The organism is Pseudomonas sp. JUb42 (genome assembly GCF_024807945.1).
Taxonomy (GTDB): Bacteria; Pseudomonadota; Gammaproteobacteria; order Pseudomonadales; family Pseudomonadaceae; genus Aquipseudomonas.
The window spans coordinates 105604-121347 of record NZ_JANUFD010000016.1 but is presented as its reverse complement, the minus strand read 5'-3'; the positions used below and the strand labels follow the sequence as shown (position 1 = coordinate 121347).

Genomic DNA, 15744 nt, shown 5'->3' with positions numbered 1-15744 from the left:
CAACGTGCCTTTTGTGTAACCACACTTTCCAGCGGCATTAATCGTCCTCATAAAGGGACCGATCGGTCTCCTTTTGGGACCGTTTCAGCACAGGCTGCCTGCGAACAGCCCCATCAAACCACCACCCGCCCCGCCCTCCCCCGGTAACACCCCAGACACCAAACCACTCCGCTCACCAACAACCCCATCGCAACCACTTCCAGCAAGCTGGGCAAGCGCTGTTCCCAGAGAAACCCGAACAGCAATCCGGCCAGTGTTTCGATTACCAACACCTGGCTGCCGAGGGCCAAGGGCAGCAGTCGGCTGGCCTGGTTCCAGCAGGCGCCGCCGACCACCGATGAGAGCAGCGCGACGCCGCCCGCCACCAGGAAGAAGTTGATCCACGCGGCGGCGCTGTAGGTCGAGCCTTCCAGGGCAAACACCGGGATCGCCAAAAGCAGCGCCAACGCGCCGGTCATGATGCCGGTGAGCAGGGACCATTCGTGGGCCGAGACCTTGGCGATCACTTTAAGGCGGCGGGCGTTGCTGACGGCGTACCAGCTCCAGCTGATCATCGCGCCGGTTGCGCAGATGAGACCCAGAACATTGCCTACGCGCATCTCGGTATTTTCACCGCGCTGAAGTGCACTCAGGCTGATCAGTACTACGCCCGCAATCGCACAGCAAAGGGAAGGTATGAGGCGTGTCAGGGCTACCGCGTTGGCGTCGTTGCGGCCAGCCAGGGTAATGACCACGGGGATCAGGCCGACGATCAGGGAGGTGGTGGCGATGCCGACGCGTTGCACCGCGCTGCCGACAAGAGAGTAATAGAGCAGGTTGCCGATCAGGCTGAGCCAGAATAGTGATTTCCAGTCCGCGCGGGTGAGCCGGGAACAGACATCGCGCCAGCGCGGCAGCAGCAGCGCTACGGAAAACACGCCATAACAAAGAAAGCGCAGCACCGCGAATTGCAGGCCGCTCAAGCCTGGAGTGAGCGCTGGACCGAGGAAAATCACGCCCCAGCACAACCCTGCGCCGATGCCGTAGCCAAGGCCTTTGGCCAATGATCGATCGATAAACATGGTGTCCGCACCCAAGACTGCAAAGTGCGAAGTCTGCTCAAGGATTGCAGTGCCGTATTGTCGATAACTGTGGGATTTTTTACCGAGACTGTTGGCTCAGGCGGCGATACACCGCTGGGGTAGTGCCGCACAGGCGTTGCATGGCCCGGGTCAGGGCAGCCTGATCGGAGAAACCGCAGCGCAGGGCGATATCGGCGATTGGCAGTGCGCTGTCACATAACCAACGCTGCGCTTGCTGCATACGCAGCTCGGCCAGCCAGGCTTGGGGCGTCTGCTTGAATAACTGGCGAAAGCGTTGGTGCAGTTGGCTCATGCTCATAGCGGCGACCTTCGCCATGGCTTCGTTGCTCCAGCTGGCGCCGGGGTAGGCGCGCACGCGCGTAAGCAGACGATCCATTGCGCCCGCCGGGACCGACGGCTGTGTACTCAGGGACGCAAGCAGCAACGGCGCCAGTTGCGCGGCGTTGACGGCAAGTTGGTCGTTGCCAGTCAGTTCGGCGAATTCGATCAGGCGGCGGGTCGCGGGCGGAATCGGCACGTAGATGCGCTGGGACAGCTGCGTCAGCTGTATATTTTCCAGGGCTGTAGCCGGGCAGTCGAGGATCAGGAAACGGCTGTCACGCTGAGTCATCTGCGAATGGGTGGAACCGGGCGAAACCAGCGCTGCAAGGGAGTGATCAACATAGCCGCTGCGGCCATCCACGTCGATTTCCATACGGCCATGGATAGGCAACACCAACTGCGCGAAGTCATGTTGGTGGTCAGGGTTTTCCGTCTGGTAGGTACGAATTTCCAGAGCGAAGTCCACGCCCTGCCTCCTAAGCTTTTTCCACAGAAATCAGTTTAAGCCCGACGATCCCGGCCAGGATCAGCATAAAGCAAAATACCCGCATCACGCTGCGGCCTTCACCAAGAAAAGCCATACCGTAGATCGCGGTGCCCAAAGCACCGATACCGACCCAGACCGCGTAGGCCGTGCCGACCGGAATGCTCCTGGCCGCCAGGGACAGCAGGTACATGCTCATGCAGATGAACAACCCGCAAAACAGACTGGGCCAGAGCCGCGTAAAGCCGTCAGTGCGGGGCATGGCAGCGGCGTAGAAAATCTCGCAGGCACCTGCCAACAACAGAAAAACCCAACCCATGCATACGTCTCCCTGATCTGCTGTTTACTGGCAAGTGAGCCAAATAATTCACATAATCGGCTCATTAAATGAGCCGAATAGACTCATTATTCGGCTCACGGCAGGAGCACAGCCCCATGCACGATCCCATCTGGATCTGGCAACACCCTGACTGGCCGCATTTCAGCTGGAATACTGAACTGCTAGCCCCATTGCTCCGCGTTTGTGCCCAAGCGCAGGGCCGCCTTTTGGGTGTGGCTAGCGTAGTAGACCGTGATACCGATGCGCTGAACCACCTCAATGCCATGCTGGAAAACATCGTCACCTCCTCGGCCATCGAGGGCGAACAACTCAATGTCGGCTCGGTACGCTCATCACTGGCCCGTCGCTTGGGCCTGGCTGACAGTGGTAAACCAAGCCCGCGTAGTGAAGGGCTGGCGGCTTTGTTGATGGATGCCACCGCTGGCCATGACTCGCCACTGACCCAAGAGCGCCTGTTTGCCTGGCATAGCTGGCTGTTCGCGCACGACGACGTGTCCCTGAGCCAACACTTGTATATCGGTCAACTGCGCGACGAAGAGCCCATGCAGGTTGTTTCCGGTCGCCTGGATCGGCCCGTCGTGCATTTCGAGGCGCCTCCTCGCGACGGTCTGGAGCAGCAGGTCGGCGAATTTCTCGCGTGGTTTGTATCGAGCAGAACCAAGGCAGGCCTCGACCCCTTTCTCCGGGCCGGCATCGCCCACTTCTGGTTCGTCACGCTGCATCCATTCGATGACGGCAATGGCAGGCTGACTCGCACAATCACCGATATGGCTCTGGCCCAGAGCGACCAGCAGGCAATTCGCCTTTATGCGATGTCAGCCAGCATTCTTGAGGATCGCGCCAGCTATTACCGGATCCTTGAAGCCCACCAGAAAGCTACGCCGGATATCACCACTTGGCTGACGTGGTTTCTGCAAACTTTGCTGCGCAGCCTTGAGCAGGCCCAGGTCCGTATCGACCGCGTGATCGCCAAGGCTCGCTTCTGGCAGATTCATCGCAATGACGACCTGTCCGGCGAGCAGATCAAAGTGCTGAACCGCTTGCTCGACGGCGGTGAACGAGGTTTTGAGGGAGGCATCAACGCAGCCCAGTATCAGGCTGCGGCGAAGGTTTCCAAGGCCACTGCCACTCGCCATCTCAGCGATTTGTTGAATAAAGGTTGTATTACACGCATGGCGGGCGGTGGTCGTAGTACTCGGTATTGCATCAATCCATCAGACGCTAAATAAGCGGGATAAACATTGGCGAGCGGGCATGACGTGGTGTTTCAGGTGCGACGCCTCGCGAACAAGTTCGCTACCACCCAGACCTTCAAAATTGAAGTGGCTCTTGGAGGAGCGGCTTTAGCCGCGAGCGCCCTCCCGGCTAACGCCGGTCCTACAGATGTTGTGGTCTCCCACAATTGCGTTAATCAACCCAGCACAACGTGAGGCAGAAACCGGCTGCTGTCCTTGGTGATCAGGCTGTCGTCCTCACGAATGCCGATCCCTGAAGCGGTGTCGCCGATCACCCACGAACCGATCAGCGTATAGCTGTCACCAAAGCGCGGCAGTGGCGCGAATTGTTGAAGGATGTAGGGCGCATCGTTGTAGGGGCCGTCTTCAAAGATGACCTGATCGCCAGGGGTGCGGATTTCGATATTGGCGCCTTCGCGGGAGAAGTACGGCTTGCGTACCCAGCCCTTTGCCACTGGCGCGCGCGGGTCTTTATCCACGAAGCACGGCAGCAGATTGGGGTGGCCTTCGTTGAGTTCCCAGAGCAAGGGCAGGATGCCTTTGTTGGAGATGATCGACTTCCATGCCGGCTCAATGAATTGCGTGTCGCAGCCGGGGATAGCCTGGCCGTTGGGTTCATGGAACACATGCTCCCAGGCGTGCAGTTTGAAGATACGCTCGATCCATTGCCCATCCAGATCGACGAAGCGCCCTTCGGGGGTCAGGCCGATATCCTCGATATCGATATGCCGCGTTTCGATGCCGATATATTCGGCCATCTTGCGCATGAAGTCGGTGGTGCCGCGGTCTTCGATGGAGCCGGACATCGCCGAAAAATAGAAACGCCCGCCCGGTGGAATAGCGGCAAAGGCGCGCACCAGGTCCTCGGCCAGAGAGTTGAATTGCGAGGCCTGGGCAGGCAACACGCCACGGGCGATCTGCTCCTCCAGCCAGATCAACTGAAAGGCCGCCGCCTCGTACAGGGAGGTCGGCGTGTCCATATTGGCTTCGAGCAGCTTGGCGGGATTGACGCCGTCGTAGCTGAAATCGAAGCGCCCATAGAGATGAGGATGCCCCTCCTTCCATGAGGTGCGCACCAGGTCGAAGAACGCTGGCGGGATGGCCAGGCGGGTCAGCAGTTCTTCGCTATCCACTACCCGCTCGACAACATCCAGGCACATGGCGTGCAGTTCCTGGGTAGGCGCTTCTATATCCTTGGTGATCTGTTCTTCCGTGAACTGGTAATAGGCACGCTCATCCCAATAGCGCTCGCCGCCGATGGTGTGAAAGTCGAAACCCTCACGCTCGGCGGTCTGCTGCCAGTCGGGGCGCTCTTCGATCTCGATCCGTTTCATTTATACCGCTCCTGTCAGCCGCCCGAGCTGAAACCACCGCTGCTCTTGCCACCCCAACCGCTGCGTGCAGTGGCCTGGCTGCCGAAGCCGCCGCGGGAAACCGAGGACGAGACCGAGCCGCTGCCCAGATTGCGCGCCAGGGTGTCGGAGCTGTAGCTGCCGGTGGAACTGGAGCGAGCCTGGGTCGAGCGGCCGAAACTCTTGCCGTCCTCGATCTGCTTCGACAGCGTCGAGCTTTGATAGGCGCCACGGGAGTCGCGGGTCTGGTAGATCGGCTGCGAGTAGTAGTTGTTGCTGCCATTGTTGCTGCTGAGCAGATTGCCGATCAGCAGGCCGGTGAGGAAACCGTTGCCACCGCCGGAGCCGCCATTATTGTTGGCCTGGGTCTGAGCTGCGGCGACCTGGTCTTTCGGCAGACGACCGGAAACCCCCAGCTCGAAACCGGCGAGCTTGGGCGTAAACTTGCCGTCCGAATTTGGCTGGCAATAATCAGGGACGAAATCCGCCTCACAAGAGGCCTGATCGTCATAAGTCGGGGCGATGCGCCGATGATCCGCCAGGGCGTTCATATAGGCGTCGGAGCACACGTCCACGGGAAACTTCTGATCCACACAAGCCTGGACCGTCGTGAAGGTGGTGCGGGTGTTGACCTCTACCGTGTCATCCGGCTTGCTGCATGCACTGATCGCCAGCGGCAGGGTGCTGGCCAGGACCAGCTTCAAGGAACTGCGTCTCATCGAATACTCCTTTCGATAGCGGGCGATCAGGTCGCAGGCGTCATGCAGGCCGAATTGAGCAGGCCGACACTGATCGACACGCTGGCGGCATAAATGGCCGCAGCGATTTCGCCCTTGGCAATCCGTGCAGACAAGCCCTTGAGCACCAGGCTGGTGACGCTGAACGCCAGCAGTTGCACAACACCGGCGATCAACGCCCAAACCACCGCATCCAGCACACTGACGCTGTAGGAAATGATATTGCTCGCAGGCAAAGCGAAGCCGATCAACGCACCGCCAAGGGCCACGGCCGCAGCCACGTTGCCTTCACGGATCAGGGTGAATTCCTTGTGCGGGGTCATGCGCGTATAGGCGAACTGGAACAGCGCGAACAACAGCGCTGCGACGACGATATACACGACAAAACTGGTGACCGCCTGGGCGTTGAGCGACATACGCAACATATCAAGCATGGTTACTTCCTTTTAAATGAGACAAACAACATAGCTATTTGATTGGTGAAAGATGCCGCTCTATCACTGATATTGCGCTGTAGCGCAGCAGGCCCGTGGGAGCGAATTCATTCGCGAAGCAGCATTGCGAACGACAGAGATACGCCGGTTGTACCGGCCTCTTCGCGGATGAATCCGCTCCCACAGAATCTCATTCCAAGTCATGAGTCGGGTTTTGTTTGCCTGCTTACAGAACCGTAAAATCCGTCGACTGCAACGTGACGCCCACCGAGGTGGTCAGGGACACATTGCCCTCTTCATCTTCCTCGACCGACAGCAGCAGAAACTCGCGACGATCGATCAGCCCGGTATCCCGCGCATACAGCATGCTCAGGTGCTGGATGCGGTAAGACGTTTCCGGGTTGGTGACCTGCTCGGTCATCGGCGTCAGTTCGGTCTGGCCTTGTTCAGTGCCCCACTGGCGGCCGTATTCGTAGCCTTCGTGCTCGTAGACCGGCAGGCCGATCTGCGATTGCGGGCCGACCAGGCGCTTCAGTTCGGCCTCGCTATTGATGGTGACCACGCTGCTGTAGCCGAACAGAATGATGTCCTGCACGTCCTCGGTGGCCGAGCCGTTCATGATCACCTGCAGCCAGTAATCTTCGTCCTCGAAGTAGAAACGCACCAGGCGCATGGACTGCCCCAGGTCGACATGACCGACTGCCCAGACCACTTCCTCGTTGGGCACCACCAGTTCCGAATGGCCATCGAGCAGCAGCTTGAGGGAGTCATCCAGATCCAGCATGCGCCCGGACGCCAGCCCGAACGGATTGCCGGCCGGGACCGGATTCAGCGGGGCATCCCCCGGCCGATTCGGCGCTTGCAGGCCGAGAACACGTTTTATCCAGCTCATAATGCTTTCCTTAAGTCGCTGCTTGCTCGCCCAGGCTTTTGCCATGCATCAGCCAAGCGACGAAGATACCGGCTATGGCGCCGCAAAGGTGTGACTCAATCGAAACTCCCGGCACCGGCACGAAGCCCAGCAGCAAGCCGCTGTAGCCAATCAACGCAACGCTAGCGACGGCAAGACTGAGCAGACTGCGCTGATACCAGGCCCTGGCCAGCAGGTAAGTCCAGAGCCCGAAAATCACGCCGCTGGCGCCCACATGCATGAGCGGCCGGCCGATGACCCAGACCATCAGACCGCCGAGAATCGCAATCAGCACTGTCACTCGCACATAACGCGATACGCCCTCACTCAGTACCAGCGAACTGAGCACGACAAAGGGCAGCAAGTTACCCAGCAAGTGGCGCACCGAGCCGTGCAGAAACGGCGCGAACAGGATGCCTTGCAGCCCTGTGAGCGTGCGCGGCAACAGGCCATGATGGAGCAGGCTGTTACCGGTCACGGAATTGATTATCTGGACCACGATCATCAGGGCAGCAAGACCGAGGACAAGCCTCAGGCCGTTTCCAACCTTCATGTTCACACCCCTGAAAAGCGCACAGAAAAAGGGGCCGGCGAACAGTACGCCTGCCCCTCGTAGTCGTGCCGGTTACGCGTCTTTGCCGGCCTGACTTTGTGCTTTCAGACGGGCCAGTACGTCGGCGGCACCGCCGGTTTTCGCGCCGATACCCGCGTCCTGCAGGCGGCGCTCCAGGTCACCGCCATTGGCCGCATCGGCCAGCTCTTCAGCGGCTTCGAGCTTGGCGTCCTGTTCATCCTGACGCTGCTTGATGCGCGCCAGGGAACCCACGGCGGTTTCCAGACGGCCATTGGCGCCACCGGTAGCAGCTGCAGCATTGATCTGCGCACGCTGCACGCTGTCACGCGCCTTGGCCATGTCTGCCTGCTGGCGCAGCCCCTTGATCTGGGTTTCAGCTTTGGTGACCTGGGCCGTCAGCTTGGCGACCTGAGCGCCGAACTGGTCGGCGGCGGTTTTCTCCTGATCGCGCAGGCCGGTCAGCTCGGCGACCTTCTCGGCGCACTCGGTGGCCAGGCCTTCTTCACCCTGGTTCAGCGCGGCCATGGCCTTCTGTTCCCAGTTGGCGATGTTTTTGTCGTGCTCTTCAACACGCTGTACCGACAGCTTGTGCTTGGCTTTGATCTGAATCAGCTGGTTGCGCGCAGCGAGCATCGAGGCGTCGGCGTCACGGATTTCCTGATCAAGAATGCGCAGCGCTTGCGAATCGACGATGGCTTCGCCAACTTCCGAAGCACCACCGCGCAGGGCTGTTACCATTTTTTTCCAAAGGCTCATGAATACGTCTCCCTTACTTCGAATCGGCAGTTAAAAAGTGTTCGTAGGCTTCGGCGGCACGAATAACGTTGTCCGCCAGGGTGAGGACTTCATGGACGATCACACTCAGGGACGAAGCTGCGCTGAGGGCGCCGAACATGTTGTAGACAGCCTCGCCATTGGGCATGGTCTCGATGCCGATGGACGACAGCGGGAAAATGTCCCGGCTGCGCAGTACGGCGTCGTTGAACTCGGCAACGTCCTTGACCTGGGATGTGTAGACCAGCACCGAGTCCACCAGAATCTGGTTGCCAGCGATGGCGATGATGATTGGCAGGCCGCCAAACTGATGCATGGTCACTTGCAGGCTCGGCTCGGCGCCTTGCAGCAGGGTCAGTTCAATCTCGTTGTTCCTGACCGCGTCTTGCTCGACCAGGGCCGCATGCAGCGTGTCGATGGTCCAGTTGGTATTTTCCGTCATGAATTGCTCCAGTTTGACTCGGTTGCCCCGGTAGGGCTGGCGTAGGGCTTTCTCGATCGTTCGCAATACATCTGCGTTTTCCGGAAGAACATACAGCTCTCGTTTCACGAGCCCGGCAGCTGTCAGCCGTGCGCGCATTTCACGCATGTAATCGGTTGAAGTTTTCCGAGCCATTTCGGCGCCTCTGTGAATCTCACATGTGATGAGGACATACACTAGGCCTGAAATCGAAGACGCGCAAGTCCTCACATGTGAGAAAAATCTCATTCTGAATAGAAGAAGATCGCCGATTGCTTTCAGAAAAATCTGTGGCCTACTGGAGGACGTCGTAAGCCTTTGGATTTTTTGCTGTATGAAGAAGCCTTTCACCGCTCATCTGCCCGCCTGGCTGCGCCGGGTACTGCGCCCGCTGTTGGATCCTTATCGCCGTTACCGCCACGCCCGTCTGATCCACGCTGCACGGATCGTCGTCGGTCTGCTGGTGACCATCATGCTGACCACCGGCATCAACCTGCCCCATGGCGAATGGGCCTCGGTGACCATGCTCATCGTGATCGGCGGCCTGCAGCACCACGGCAATATCGGCAAGAAGTCGGTGGAACGCGCCTATGGCACGCTGATCGGCGCAGGCCTCGGGTTGGCGGTAGTGGCGCAACAGAATTACCTGGGCCAGCCGCTGCTGACCTACCTGATCATGTCCCTGGCTTGCGGCTTCTTCGCCTATCACGCCATCGGCAAGGGTGGTTACACCGCACTGCTGTCGGCCATCACCCTGTTTATCGTCGCCGGGCATGGTGACAACCCCATAAGCGATGGTCTGTGGCGTACCGTCGATATCCTCATCGGTATTGCCTTGGCGCTGGCGTTTTCATTCGCCCTGCCGCTCTACGCGGTTTATTCCTGGCGCTACAACCTGGCCAAGGGCCTGCGTGATTGCGCCAAAGTCTACGGGCGCATCAGCCACGGTCAGGCGATTACTGCCGACGAGCACCTGAAGTTGATGGGCGGACTTAACGCCATCATGTTGCAGCTACGCTCACTGATGCCTTCGGTGTCCAAGGAAGTGCGCATTTCCATTGTCGAATTGGAAGCCATTCAGGGCCATTTCCGAATGTGCCTGAGCACCCTGGAAATACTCGCCAATATCCGCCCGGAAGATATCGACAACGCCCCGGACGAACTCAAGGCCTGCCTGGAAGCCGAGCACCGGCTGATTCGCCGTCAGTTGATCGGCATGGCCCGAGCCCTGCAAACCGGCGCGACCGAACGCCTCAAGCGCACAGCCGAGCCAACTCCAGCCCCCATGCAAGTGCCACCGGAGCTGGTCGGCTATCACCTGCTCACCCAACAAATGGCGCGCAATCTCGACGGCATGCAACAGCGCCTGGCCAAGACGGCGCGACGCTGGAAGATCTGATCAACAAAAGCGACATCGCCTTCTTGAATTGCGACATTGCCCGCTGAAATCTTTTCCGGGCATAGTCCTGTGCATGACAAATGACATCTATATCGGCTAGCGTTTACTGGCGAAAAGCCAGCCCAACTAATAAATAGGCTGCTAACTATTTAAATCAGACCAGACCCTCAACAAGCAGGGCAACTAACGGGGCAACTAATAGCCCCTTTTATGCATTCTTTTCTTTCTTCTGCTGCCGCCACTTAACACTCTAAGCAGAACACCATGATCGAACCCGAACGGATTGTGACGTTATCGAAGGAAGTCGAAGCCCTGGCTACTCGCGGCGTCAGCGATATTCAAATGATCACCCGCCAGACACGCCTGCTGGCGGTCAATGCGTTGATCGAAGCGGCCCATGCGGGCAGCGCCGGGCGCGGCTTTTCGGTAGTGGCCGAAGAGGTCAAGAACATCTCCGAGCGCATCTCGAAAATCGCCAGCGGCCTGACCCAGGACCTGCAGGCGGCGGTCAATGAGCTGACCGAACTGGGCCAGAGTATGTGCTTCGACATGCGCGGGCAGCGCTTGGCCGATTTGTCGCTGAATCTGATCGAAATCATCGACCGCAACCTCTATGAGCGCACCTGCGACGTGCGCTGGTGGGCGACCGATGCCTCGCTGCTGGATGTGCTGTCGCGCCCCAATGCCGAGACCTGCGCCCATGCCAGCGAACGCCTGGGCATCATCCTCGACAGCTACACCGTGTACCTGGATATCTGGGTGGCCGACAGCCGCGGCAAAGTCATCGCTTCCGGCCGACCGAAAGCCCATGGCAAGGTGATCGGCGCCGATGTCTCGCAGGCCCCCTGGTTCACCCAGGCCATGCGCCACAGTTCAGGCGACCAGTATTACGCCGGGGAAGTGGCCGTCGAACCGCTGCTTAACAACGCCCAGACCTGCGCCTTCAGCGCCGGCGTGCGCAGCAGCGAAAACCGCCTGAGCCCGGTCATCGGCGTGATCGGCATTTTCTTCGACTGGCAGGCCCAGGCCGCGTCCGTCATCGACGGCGTGCGCCTGACCAACGAAGAGCGCTCGCGTAGCAGGGTGATGATGGTCGATGCCAACCACAAGATCATCGCCAGCTCCGACACCGAAAGCCACCTGGGCGAAAGTATCCAGTTGCAAATCAAGAATGGCCAGCAGAGCGGCTACAGCACTCTGCAGGACAATATCATCCAGGGCTATTCCCTGACGCCGGGGTTCGAGACCTATAAAGGGATGGGCTGGGTGGGAGTGATCGAGCAGCGGTTGCCGGATCCTGAAACAGTTGGATAGTGAAAAAATCCGGGGCGAACAATCTGTAGGAGCGAATTCATTCGCGAAAGCGGCGGTTCAGACGACAGATGTGTATCGAATGTACTGGCCTCTTCGCGAATGAATTCGCTCCCACAAAATTCAGCCCACAGAATTTATACCCTGGAGGTCGCCCTCGCTATTCACTCGCGGCACACTCAACCACCTGCACCGTCACATCCTTCACCGCACGAAATGCCGCCAGTTCAGCCTCGTCCGCCGCCGAGGTGATCAACAGCCACTCGCGCTCGATGGGAGTCCAGTGTTGTTGCCGAGCGCGGCCGAGTTTTTGCGAGTCGGCCAGGACGATGACCTGAGCCGCACGCTTGATGATGCATTCCTTGAGATAGGCCTGCTGCGCGCTGGCTTCGCACAAGCCGAAATCGGCCACCACGCCATCGGCGCCGAGGAAAGCCTTGTCGACACTCAGGCGGCTCAGGGACAGCTCGGCCAGCGGGCCCAGGGTGCTCATGCTTGAGCCGCGCAGGTCGCCACCGATCAGGGTCAACTGCACCCCCGGCGCATTGGCCAGGGTCATCACGGCGAGCAGATTGTTGGTCACCACATGGATGTTTTGCCGCGAATACAGATGCACCGCGAGGGCCGCGCAGGTGGTGCCGCCGTCGAGCAGCACCGTGTCGCCGTCCTGCACATGGGCAGCGGCGGCACGGGCGATGGCTTCTTTCTGATCGCGCTGGCTGGCCTTGCGTTCTTCCAGTGAGGCTTCTGGCTCATGCACACCGACCAGCGCCGTGGCGCCACCGTGGGTGCGCACCAGATGACGCTGCTTGGCGAGCATGGTCAGGTCGCGGCGCACCGTGGCTTCGGACACACCGAGCGCGGCACTCAATTGCTCGACATTGGTATCGCGGGCGCGAACAAGCTCGAGAATGGCGCGGTGGCGGTCGCTCGCTTTCATGAAAGATCTCGCATCAGGACGGCCGCCGATAGTACGCGACTCAGCCCCGGCGTGTCGCCAGCTCGGCCCCTTGGCGCAAGGCTTCGAGCAGGCTGCGCTCGTCGGCGATGCCCTTGCCGGCGATGTCGAACGCAGTGCCATGGTCCACCGAGGTACGAATCACTTCCAGGCCCACGGTCACATTGACCCCGGCCTCCAGACCCAGGACCTTGACCGGCCCGTGGCCCTGATCGTGATACATCGCCACCACCAGATCGAAGTCGCCGCGTCCGGCGCGGAAGAACAGCGTATCGGCAGGCAGCGGCCCAGTCACATCCAGCCCCTGTTCCTGCAACAGCTTGACCGCCGGAATGATCTTCTCTTCTTCCTCGCCATAACCGAACAGGCCGTTCTCCCCGGCATGGGGATTGATGCCGCAGACACCAATGCGCGGGCGAGCAATACCGGCCTTGATCAGGGTCGCATTGCCGCGTTCGATGGTGCGCTGGACCAGGCCCGGCTCGATCTTGCGGATGGCGTCGATGATGCCGATATGGGTGGTGACGTGGATCACCCGCAGTTGCGGCGCGACCAGCATCATCGACACTTCGTCGACATGGGTCAGGTGCGCGAGCATCTCGGTATGGCCGGGATACTTGTGGCCACCGGCGTGCAGCGCTTCCTTGTTCAGCGGTGCGGTGCAGATGGCGTCGATCTGCCCCGCTTCGGCCAGAACCACAGCGCGGGCGATGTACTGGTAGGCGGCGTCCCCGGCAATCGACGACAGCTGGCCGAACGGCAGGTCGTCGGGGATCAGGTCCAGGTCCACGCAATCGATGGTGCCAGGCTCGTACAGCGCTTCGGAGGCGTCCTTGATTCGCCGTACCTTGGCGCTGCCATTGACGATGCGGTTGGCCTGCTCCAGGCGTCGCGCATCGCCGATCACCAGCGGACGGCATTGTTGGTAGACGATGTCGTGGGTCAGGCTCTTGACGATGATTTCCGGTCCGACGCCGCTGGCGTCGCCCATGGTGATGCCGATGACGGGGAGATAGTCGCTCATGTGCTTACCTAAATCCTTTAAAAAATACGGTTTAAATGTTCGCCACGGCCAGCGGTTCGCTCAGGCCGTGTAAATGCAGCCACGCGGCATACAGCGCGTGGTCGGTACCGAATGCGCCAGCCTTGGTGACAATGCCGGGGCAATGCCCATTCGTAACGGGGCGCCCGAAGGCCACTCCGGCCTCGACTTCAGCAAGCAGTTGCAGGCTGCCAATGCCCACCGCGCCGAGCATCGCCCGCGCAGTTTCACCGCCCGTGGCGACCAGGCCGCCAAGCTTGCTGAAGTGCGGCGCGACCATGGCAGCCAGTTGTTCGGAAAGCTGTACGCCCTCAGCCGGATCGAAAGCTTCATCACGGCCGATGCGCAACAGCAGATCGCGGCCCTGCGCCAGCACCTGGCCGATATCCATCTGCCAGTTATCCCAGCGAGCATGCTGCGCACCCTGGCGCAGGACCTCGGGCGGCACGATCAACTCGTCGATATCGGCGCGTGCCTTGAGCAGCGCGCATTGTCGCTGGCAGACCTCGGACAGGCTGCCGACCAAGGCCAGGATCGGTGCTTGTGCAGCAGCAGGCAGCCCCTCGGTCAGCGCATCCGACAGCCCGGCCAGTTGCGCGATCTCCCGCGCCAGGCCACCGGAGCCGACCCAGTACAACGGCTGATCCAGCTCCAGGGTGACCCGGGCAAGGATGCGCAGGTCCTGGGCGGTCTGCGCATCGACGATCAACGCCTGCACGCCGCTGCGAGCCGCCGCATGAATATGTTCGGCCAACGCCTGAACATCGCCGCGCAGGACCTCCAGTTTCAACGGCGCCGTACGCAGGCCCGCTTCGGCCAACAGACCGTCGATATCCGCGCAACGGCCGGCGTGCTCCAGTTGCCAGGTATCGGTGCTTTCCAGGGGCTGACCATTGACCCATATACGACCATCGAGAGTCGTGCGCCCGGTCGCCGGAAACGCCGGGGCGACGATGGCCAACCCGGCCAGGCTTTGTAACGCCGCCACTTCGGCGGCCCAATTGCCGCGCAGGGTCGAGTCGATCTTTTTGTACAGGCGCTGGCCCGGTTTGAGCAACGCCTTGAAGGTGGACAATGCTCGCTGCGCCGCCGCTTCGGGCGCCAGGCGGCGGCTGTCGGTATCGGCGGCGATCACCTGGGCCGCGCCAGTATCCCGGGACGGATCGAGGGTCACCACCGTGGGCAGGCCGACACTGGCAAAGCCAATCGCACAGTCGGCAGCGCCGGAGAGGTCATCGGCAATGATCAGCAGGTTCATCGGCGTACCTCTTGCTCGCCACCGACGTAGTGCGGTGCCCGTGCAGCCTGACGCTCCTTGTAGCGCTTGGCGACAGTTGCCGTAAGAATCGGCGACAAAATGGCCGTGACTACGACGCAGGCTGCGACCAGCAGCGTCGCGCTATTGGCCGCCTCGGTATACACCGGGTTCGCCGCCGCAATCAGCGCGGGCACGGCGGCGGCATTGCCAGCGGTGTTGGCTGCGGCGACTCCCGCCACCCCCGTACCGCCTGACAGGCGATCAGCGAAATACAGCGGAATACCCGTCACCACGACCACCGCAACACCCAGGGCGATACCCAGCAAGCCTGCCTGCCAGACCTTGTGCAGATCGAGGCTGGCGCCCAGGGCCAGGGCGAAGAACGGGATCATCACCGGCACGGCCTTGGCCAGGAAGTCGCGCATCTCGCGGTCCAGATTGCCCAGCAGCATGCCCAGCAACAACGGCAAAATCGCCCCCACCAGCGTCGGCCAGGGAAACGCCGCCAGACCGGCCACGCCCAGGGTGACCATGGTCAGGAACGGGCCGGATTCCAGAGACATCACCGAATAGGCGCCGACGTCTTCCGAACGACCGTATTGGCCCATCAGGGCCATGTACAGGCCACCGTTGGTGTCGTTCATCGCCGCCACCACGGCCAGAGTCGAGATCCCGGCAAAGATGCCCGAGGTGACCGGCTGCTCCCCGAGGAAATGGCCCATGACCACACCCACCAAAATCGCCGTACCAACCTTGGCGCCGAACAGCACACCGCCTTTCTTCAGCAGATAAGGCGTGGCCTTGACGTCGATGCTGGCGCCCATGCACACGTAGAACACCGCAAGGATCGGCAGCGAGCCGGTAAACAGGGCATTGGTGAAGGAGCCAAAGAACTTCGGCATATCGGGCAGGAAGGTAGCGACAAGCGAACCAAGCAGCAGCGGGACGATCATCATCCCGCCGGGTACACGTTCTATCGAACGCTTGATAGGAATCTGGGCCACGGGTTGTCTCCTTATTCTTATGATTTGATCAAAACGATCATACGAATGATCGTTTCGCTCAAAAAGATT

At 60.4% G+C, this 15744-nt stretch carries 17 protein-coding genes; 3 read left to right on the top strand and 14 right to left on the bottom strand.

Going from position 1 to position 15744, the window contains the following annotated elements; genetic code table 11:
- Positions 1-113: 113 nt before the first annotated feature.
- The 3 genes from M2401_RS27265 to M2401_RS27255 form a co-directional block, all read right to left on the bottom strand.
- Positions 114-1061, bottom strand: a complete 948-nt coding sequence (locus M2401_RS27265; RefSeq protein ID WP_259108357.1) for a DMT family transporter — start codon at positions 1059-1061, stop codon at positions 114-116.
- A 79-nt stretch (positions 1062-1140) separates the two neighbouring features.
- Positions 1141-1869: an AraC family transcriptional regulator gene (locus tag M2401_RS27260; protein WP_259108355.1), complete on the bottom strand. Its 729-nt coding sequence runs from the start codon at positions 1867-1869 to the stop codon at positions 1141-1143.
- A 10-nt stretch (positions 1870-1879) separates the two neighbouring features.
- Entirely contained in the window at positions 1880-2206 is a 327-nt protein-coding gene (locus M2401_RS27255; protein ID WP_259108345.1) for a multidrug efflux SMR transporter, read from the bottom strand.
- Between the two features lie 116 nt (positions 2207-2322).
- Between M2401_RS27255 and M2401_RS27250 the strand changes: the two genes are divergently transcribed.
- Positions 2323-3456: a Fic family protein gene (locus tag M2401_RS27250; protein ID WP_259108344.1), complete on the top strand. Its 1134-nt coding sequence runs from the start codon at positions 2323-2325 to the stop codon at positions 3454-3456.
- A 182-nt stretch (positions 3457-3638) separates the two neighbouring features.
- Here M2401_RS27250 and M2401_RS27245 read toward each other — a convergent pair whose 3' ends face one another.
- The 7 genes from M2401_RS27245 to M2401_RS27215 form a co-directional block, all read right to left on the bottom strand.
- Positions 3639-4796: a glutathionylspermidine synthase family protein gene (locus tag M2401_RS27245; protein WP_259108342.1), complete on the bottom strand. Its 1158-nt coding sequence runs from the start codon at positions 4794-4796 to the stop codon at positions 3639-3641.
- 14 nt (positions 4797-4810) lie between these two features.
- Entirely contained in the window at positions 4811-5533 is a 723-nt protein-coding gene (locus tag M2401_RS27240; RefSeq protein WP_259108340.1) for a DUF1190 domain-containing protein, read from the bottom strand.
- 26 nt (positions 5534-5559) lie between these two features.
- Positions 5560-5985, bottom strand: a complete 426-nt coding sequence (locus M2401_RS27235) for a DUF350 domain-containing protein (RefSeq protein WP_259108338.1) — start codon at positions 5983-5985, stop codon at positions 5560-5562.
- Between the two features lie 226 nt (positions 5986-6211).
- On the bottom strand, positions 6212-6877 hold the full coding sequence (locus M2401_RS27230) for a YjfK family protein (protein ID WP_259108336.1): 666 nt from the start codon (positions 6875-6877) through the stop codon (positions 6212-6214).
- 10 nt (positions 6878-6887) lie between these two features.
- Positions 6888-7448 carry a rhomboid family intramembrane serine protease gene (locus M2401_RS27225; RefSeq protein ID WP_259108333.1) on the bottom strand — a complete coding sequence of 187 codons (561 nt, stop codon included), beginning with the start codon at positions 7446-7448 and terminating at the stop codon, positions 6888-6890.
- A gap of 72 nt (positions 7449-7520) precedes the next feature.
- On the bottom strand, positions 7521-8225 hold the full coding sequence (locus M2401_RS27220; protein WP_259108331.1) for a PspA/IM30 family protein: 705 nt from the start codon (positions 8223-8225) through the stop codon (positions 7521-7523).
- A gap of 13 nt (positions 8226-8238) precedes the next feature.
- Positions 8239-8859 (bottom strand): YjfI family protein, encoded by a 621-nt coding sequence (locus M2401_RS27215; RefSeq protein WP_259108328.1) that lies wholly within the window; start codon positions 8857-8859, stop codon positions 8239-8241.
- A 178-nt stretch (positions 8860-9037) separates the two neighbouring features.
- Here M2401_RS27215 and M2401_RS27210 point away from each other — a divergent pair, with 178 nt between their 5' ends.
- Together M2401_RS27210 and M2401_RS27205 are read left to right on the top strand one after the other, a co-directional pair.
- Complete coding sequence (locus tag M2401_RS27210; protein ID WP_259108325.1) at positions 9038-10102, top strand: FUSC family protein; 1065 nt, start codon at positions 9038-9040, stop codon at positions 10100-10102.
- Between the two features lie 264 nt (positions 10103-10366).
- On the top strand, positions 10367-11416 hold the full coding sequence (locus M2401_RS27205; protein ID WP_310504155.1) for a methyl-accepting chemotaxis protein: 1050 nt from the start codon (positions 10367-10369) through the stop codon (positions 11414-11416).
- A gap of 157 nt (positions 11417-11573) precedes the next feature.
- Here M2401_RS27205 and M2401_RS27200 read toward each other — a convergent pair whose 3' ends face one another.
- From M2401_RS27200 to M2401_RS27185, 4 genes are read right to left on the bottom strand one after another with little or no spacing between them, the layout of a single operon-like run.
- Complete coding sequence (locus M2401_RS27200; RefSeq protein ID WP_259108323.1) at positions 11574-12353, bottom strand: DeoR/GlpR family DNA-binding transcription regulator; 780 nt, start codon at positions 12351-12353, stop codon at positions 11574-11576.
- 40 nt (positions 12354-12393) lie between these two features.
- Positions 12394-13395 (bottom strand): 4-hydroxythreonine-4-phosphate dehydrogenase PdxA, encoded by a 1002-nt coding sequence (pdxA, locus tag M2401_RS27195; RefSeq protein ID WP_259108320.1) that lies wholly within the window; start codon positions 13393-13395, stop codon positions 12394-12396.
- A gap of 31 nt (positions 13396-13426) precedes the next feature.
- Positions 13427-14671 (bottom strand): four-carbon acid sugar kinase family protein, encoded by a 1245-nt coding sequence (locus M2401_RS27190; RefSeq protein ID WP_259108317.1) that lies wholly within the window; start codon positions 14669-14671, stop codon positions 13427-13429.
- On the bottom strand, positions 14668-15675 hold the full coding sequence (locus M2401_RS27185; RefSeq protein WP_310504154.1) for a 2-keto-3-deoxygluconate permease: 1008 nt from the start codon (positions 15673-15675) through the stop codon (positions 14668-14670). Before M2401_RS27185 ends, M2401_RS27190 begins: the two co-directional genes overlap by 4 nt.
- Positions 15676-15744 lie beyond the last annotated feature (69 nt).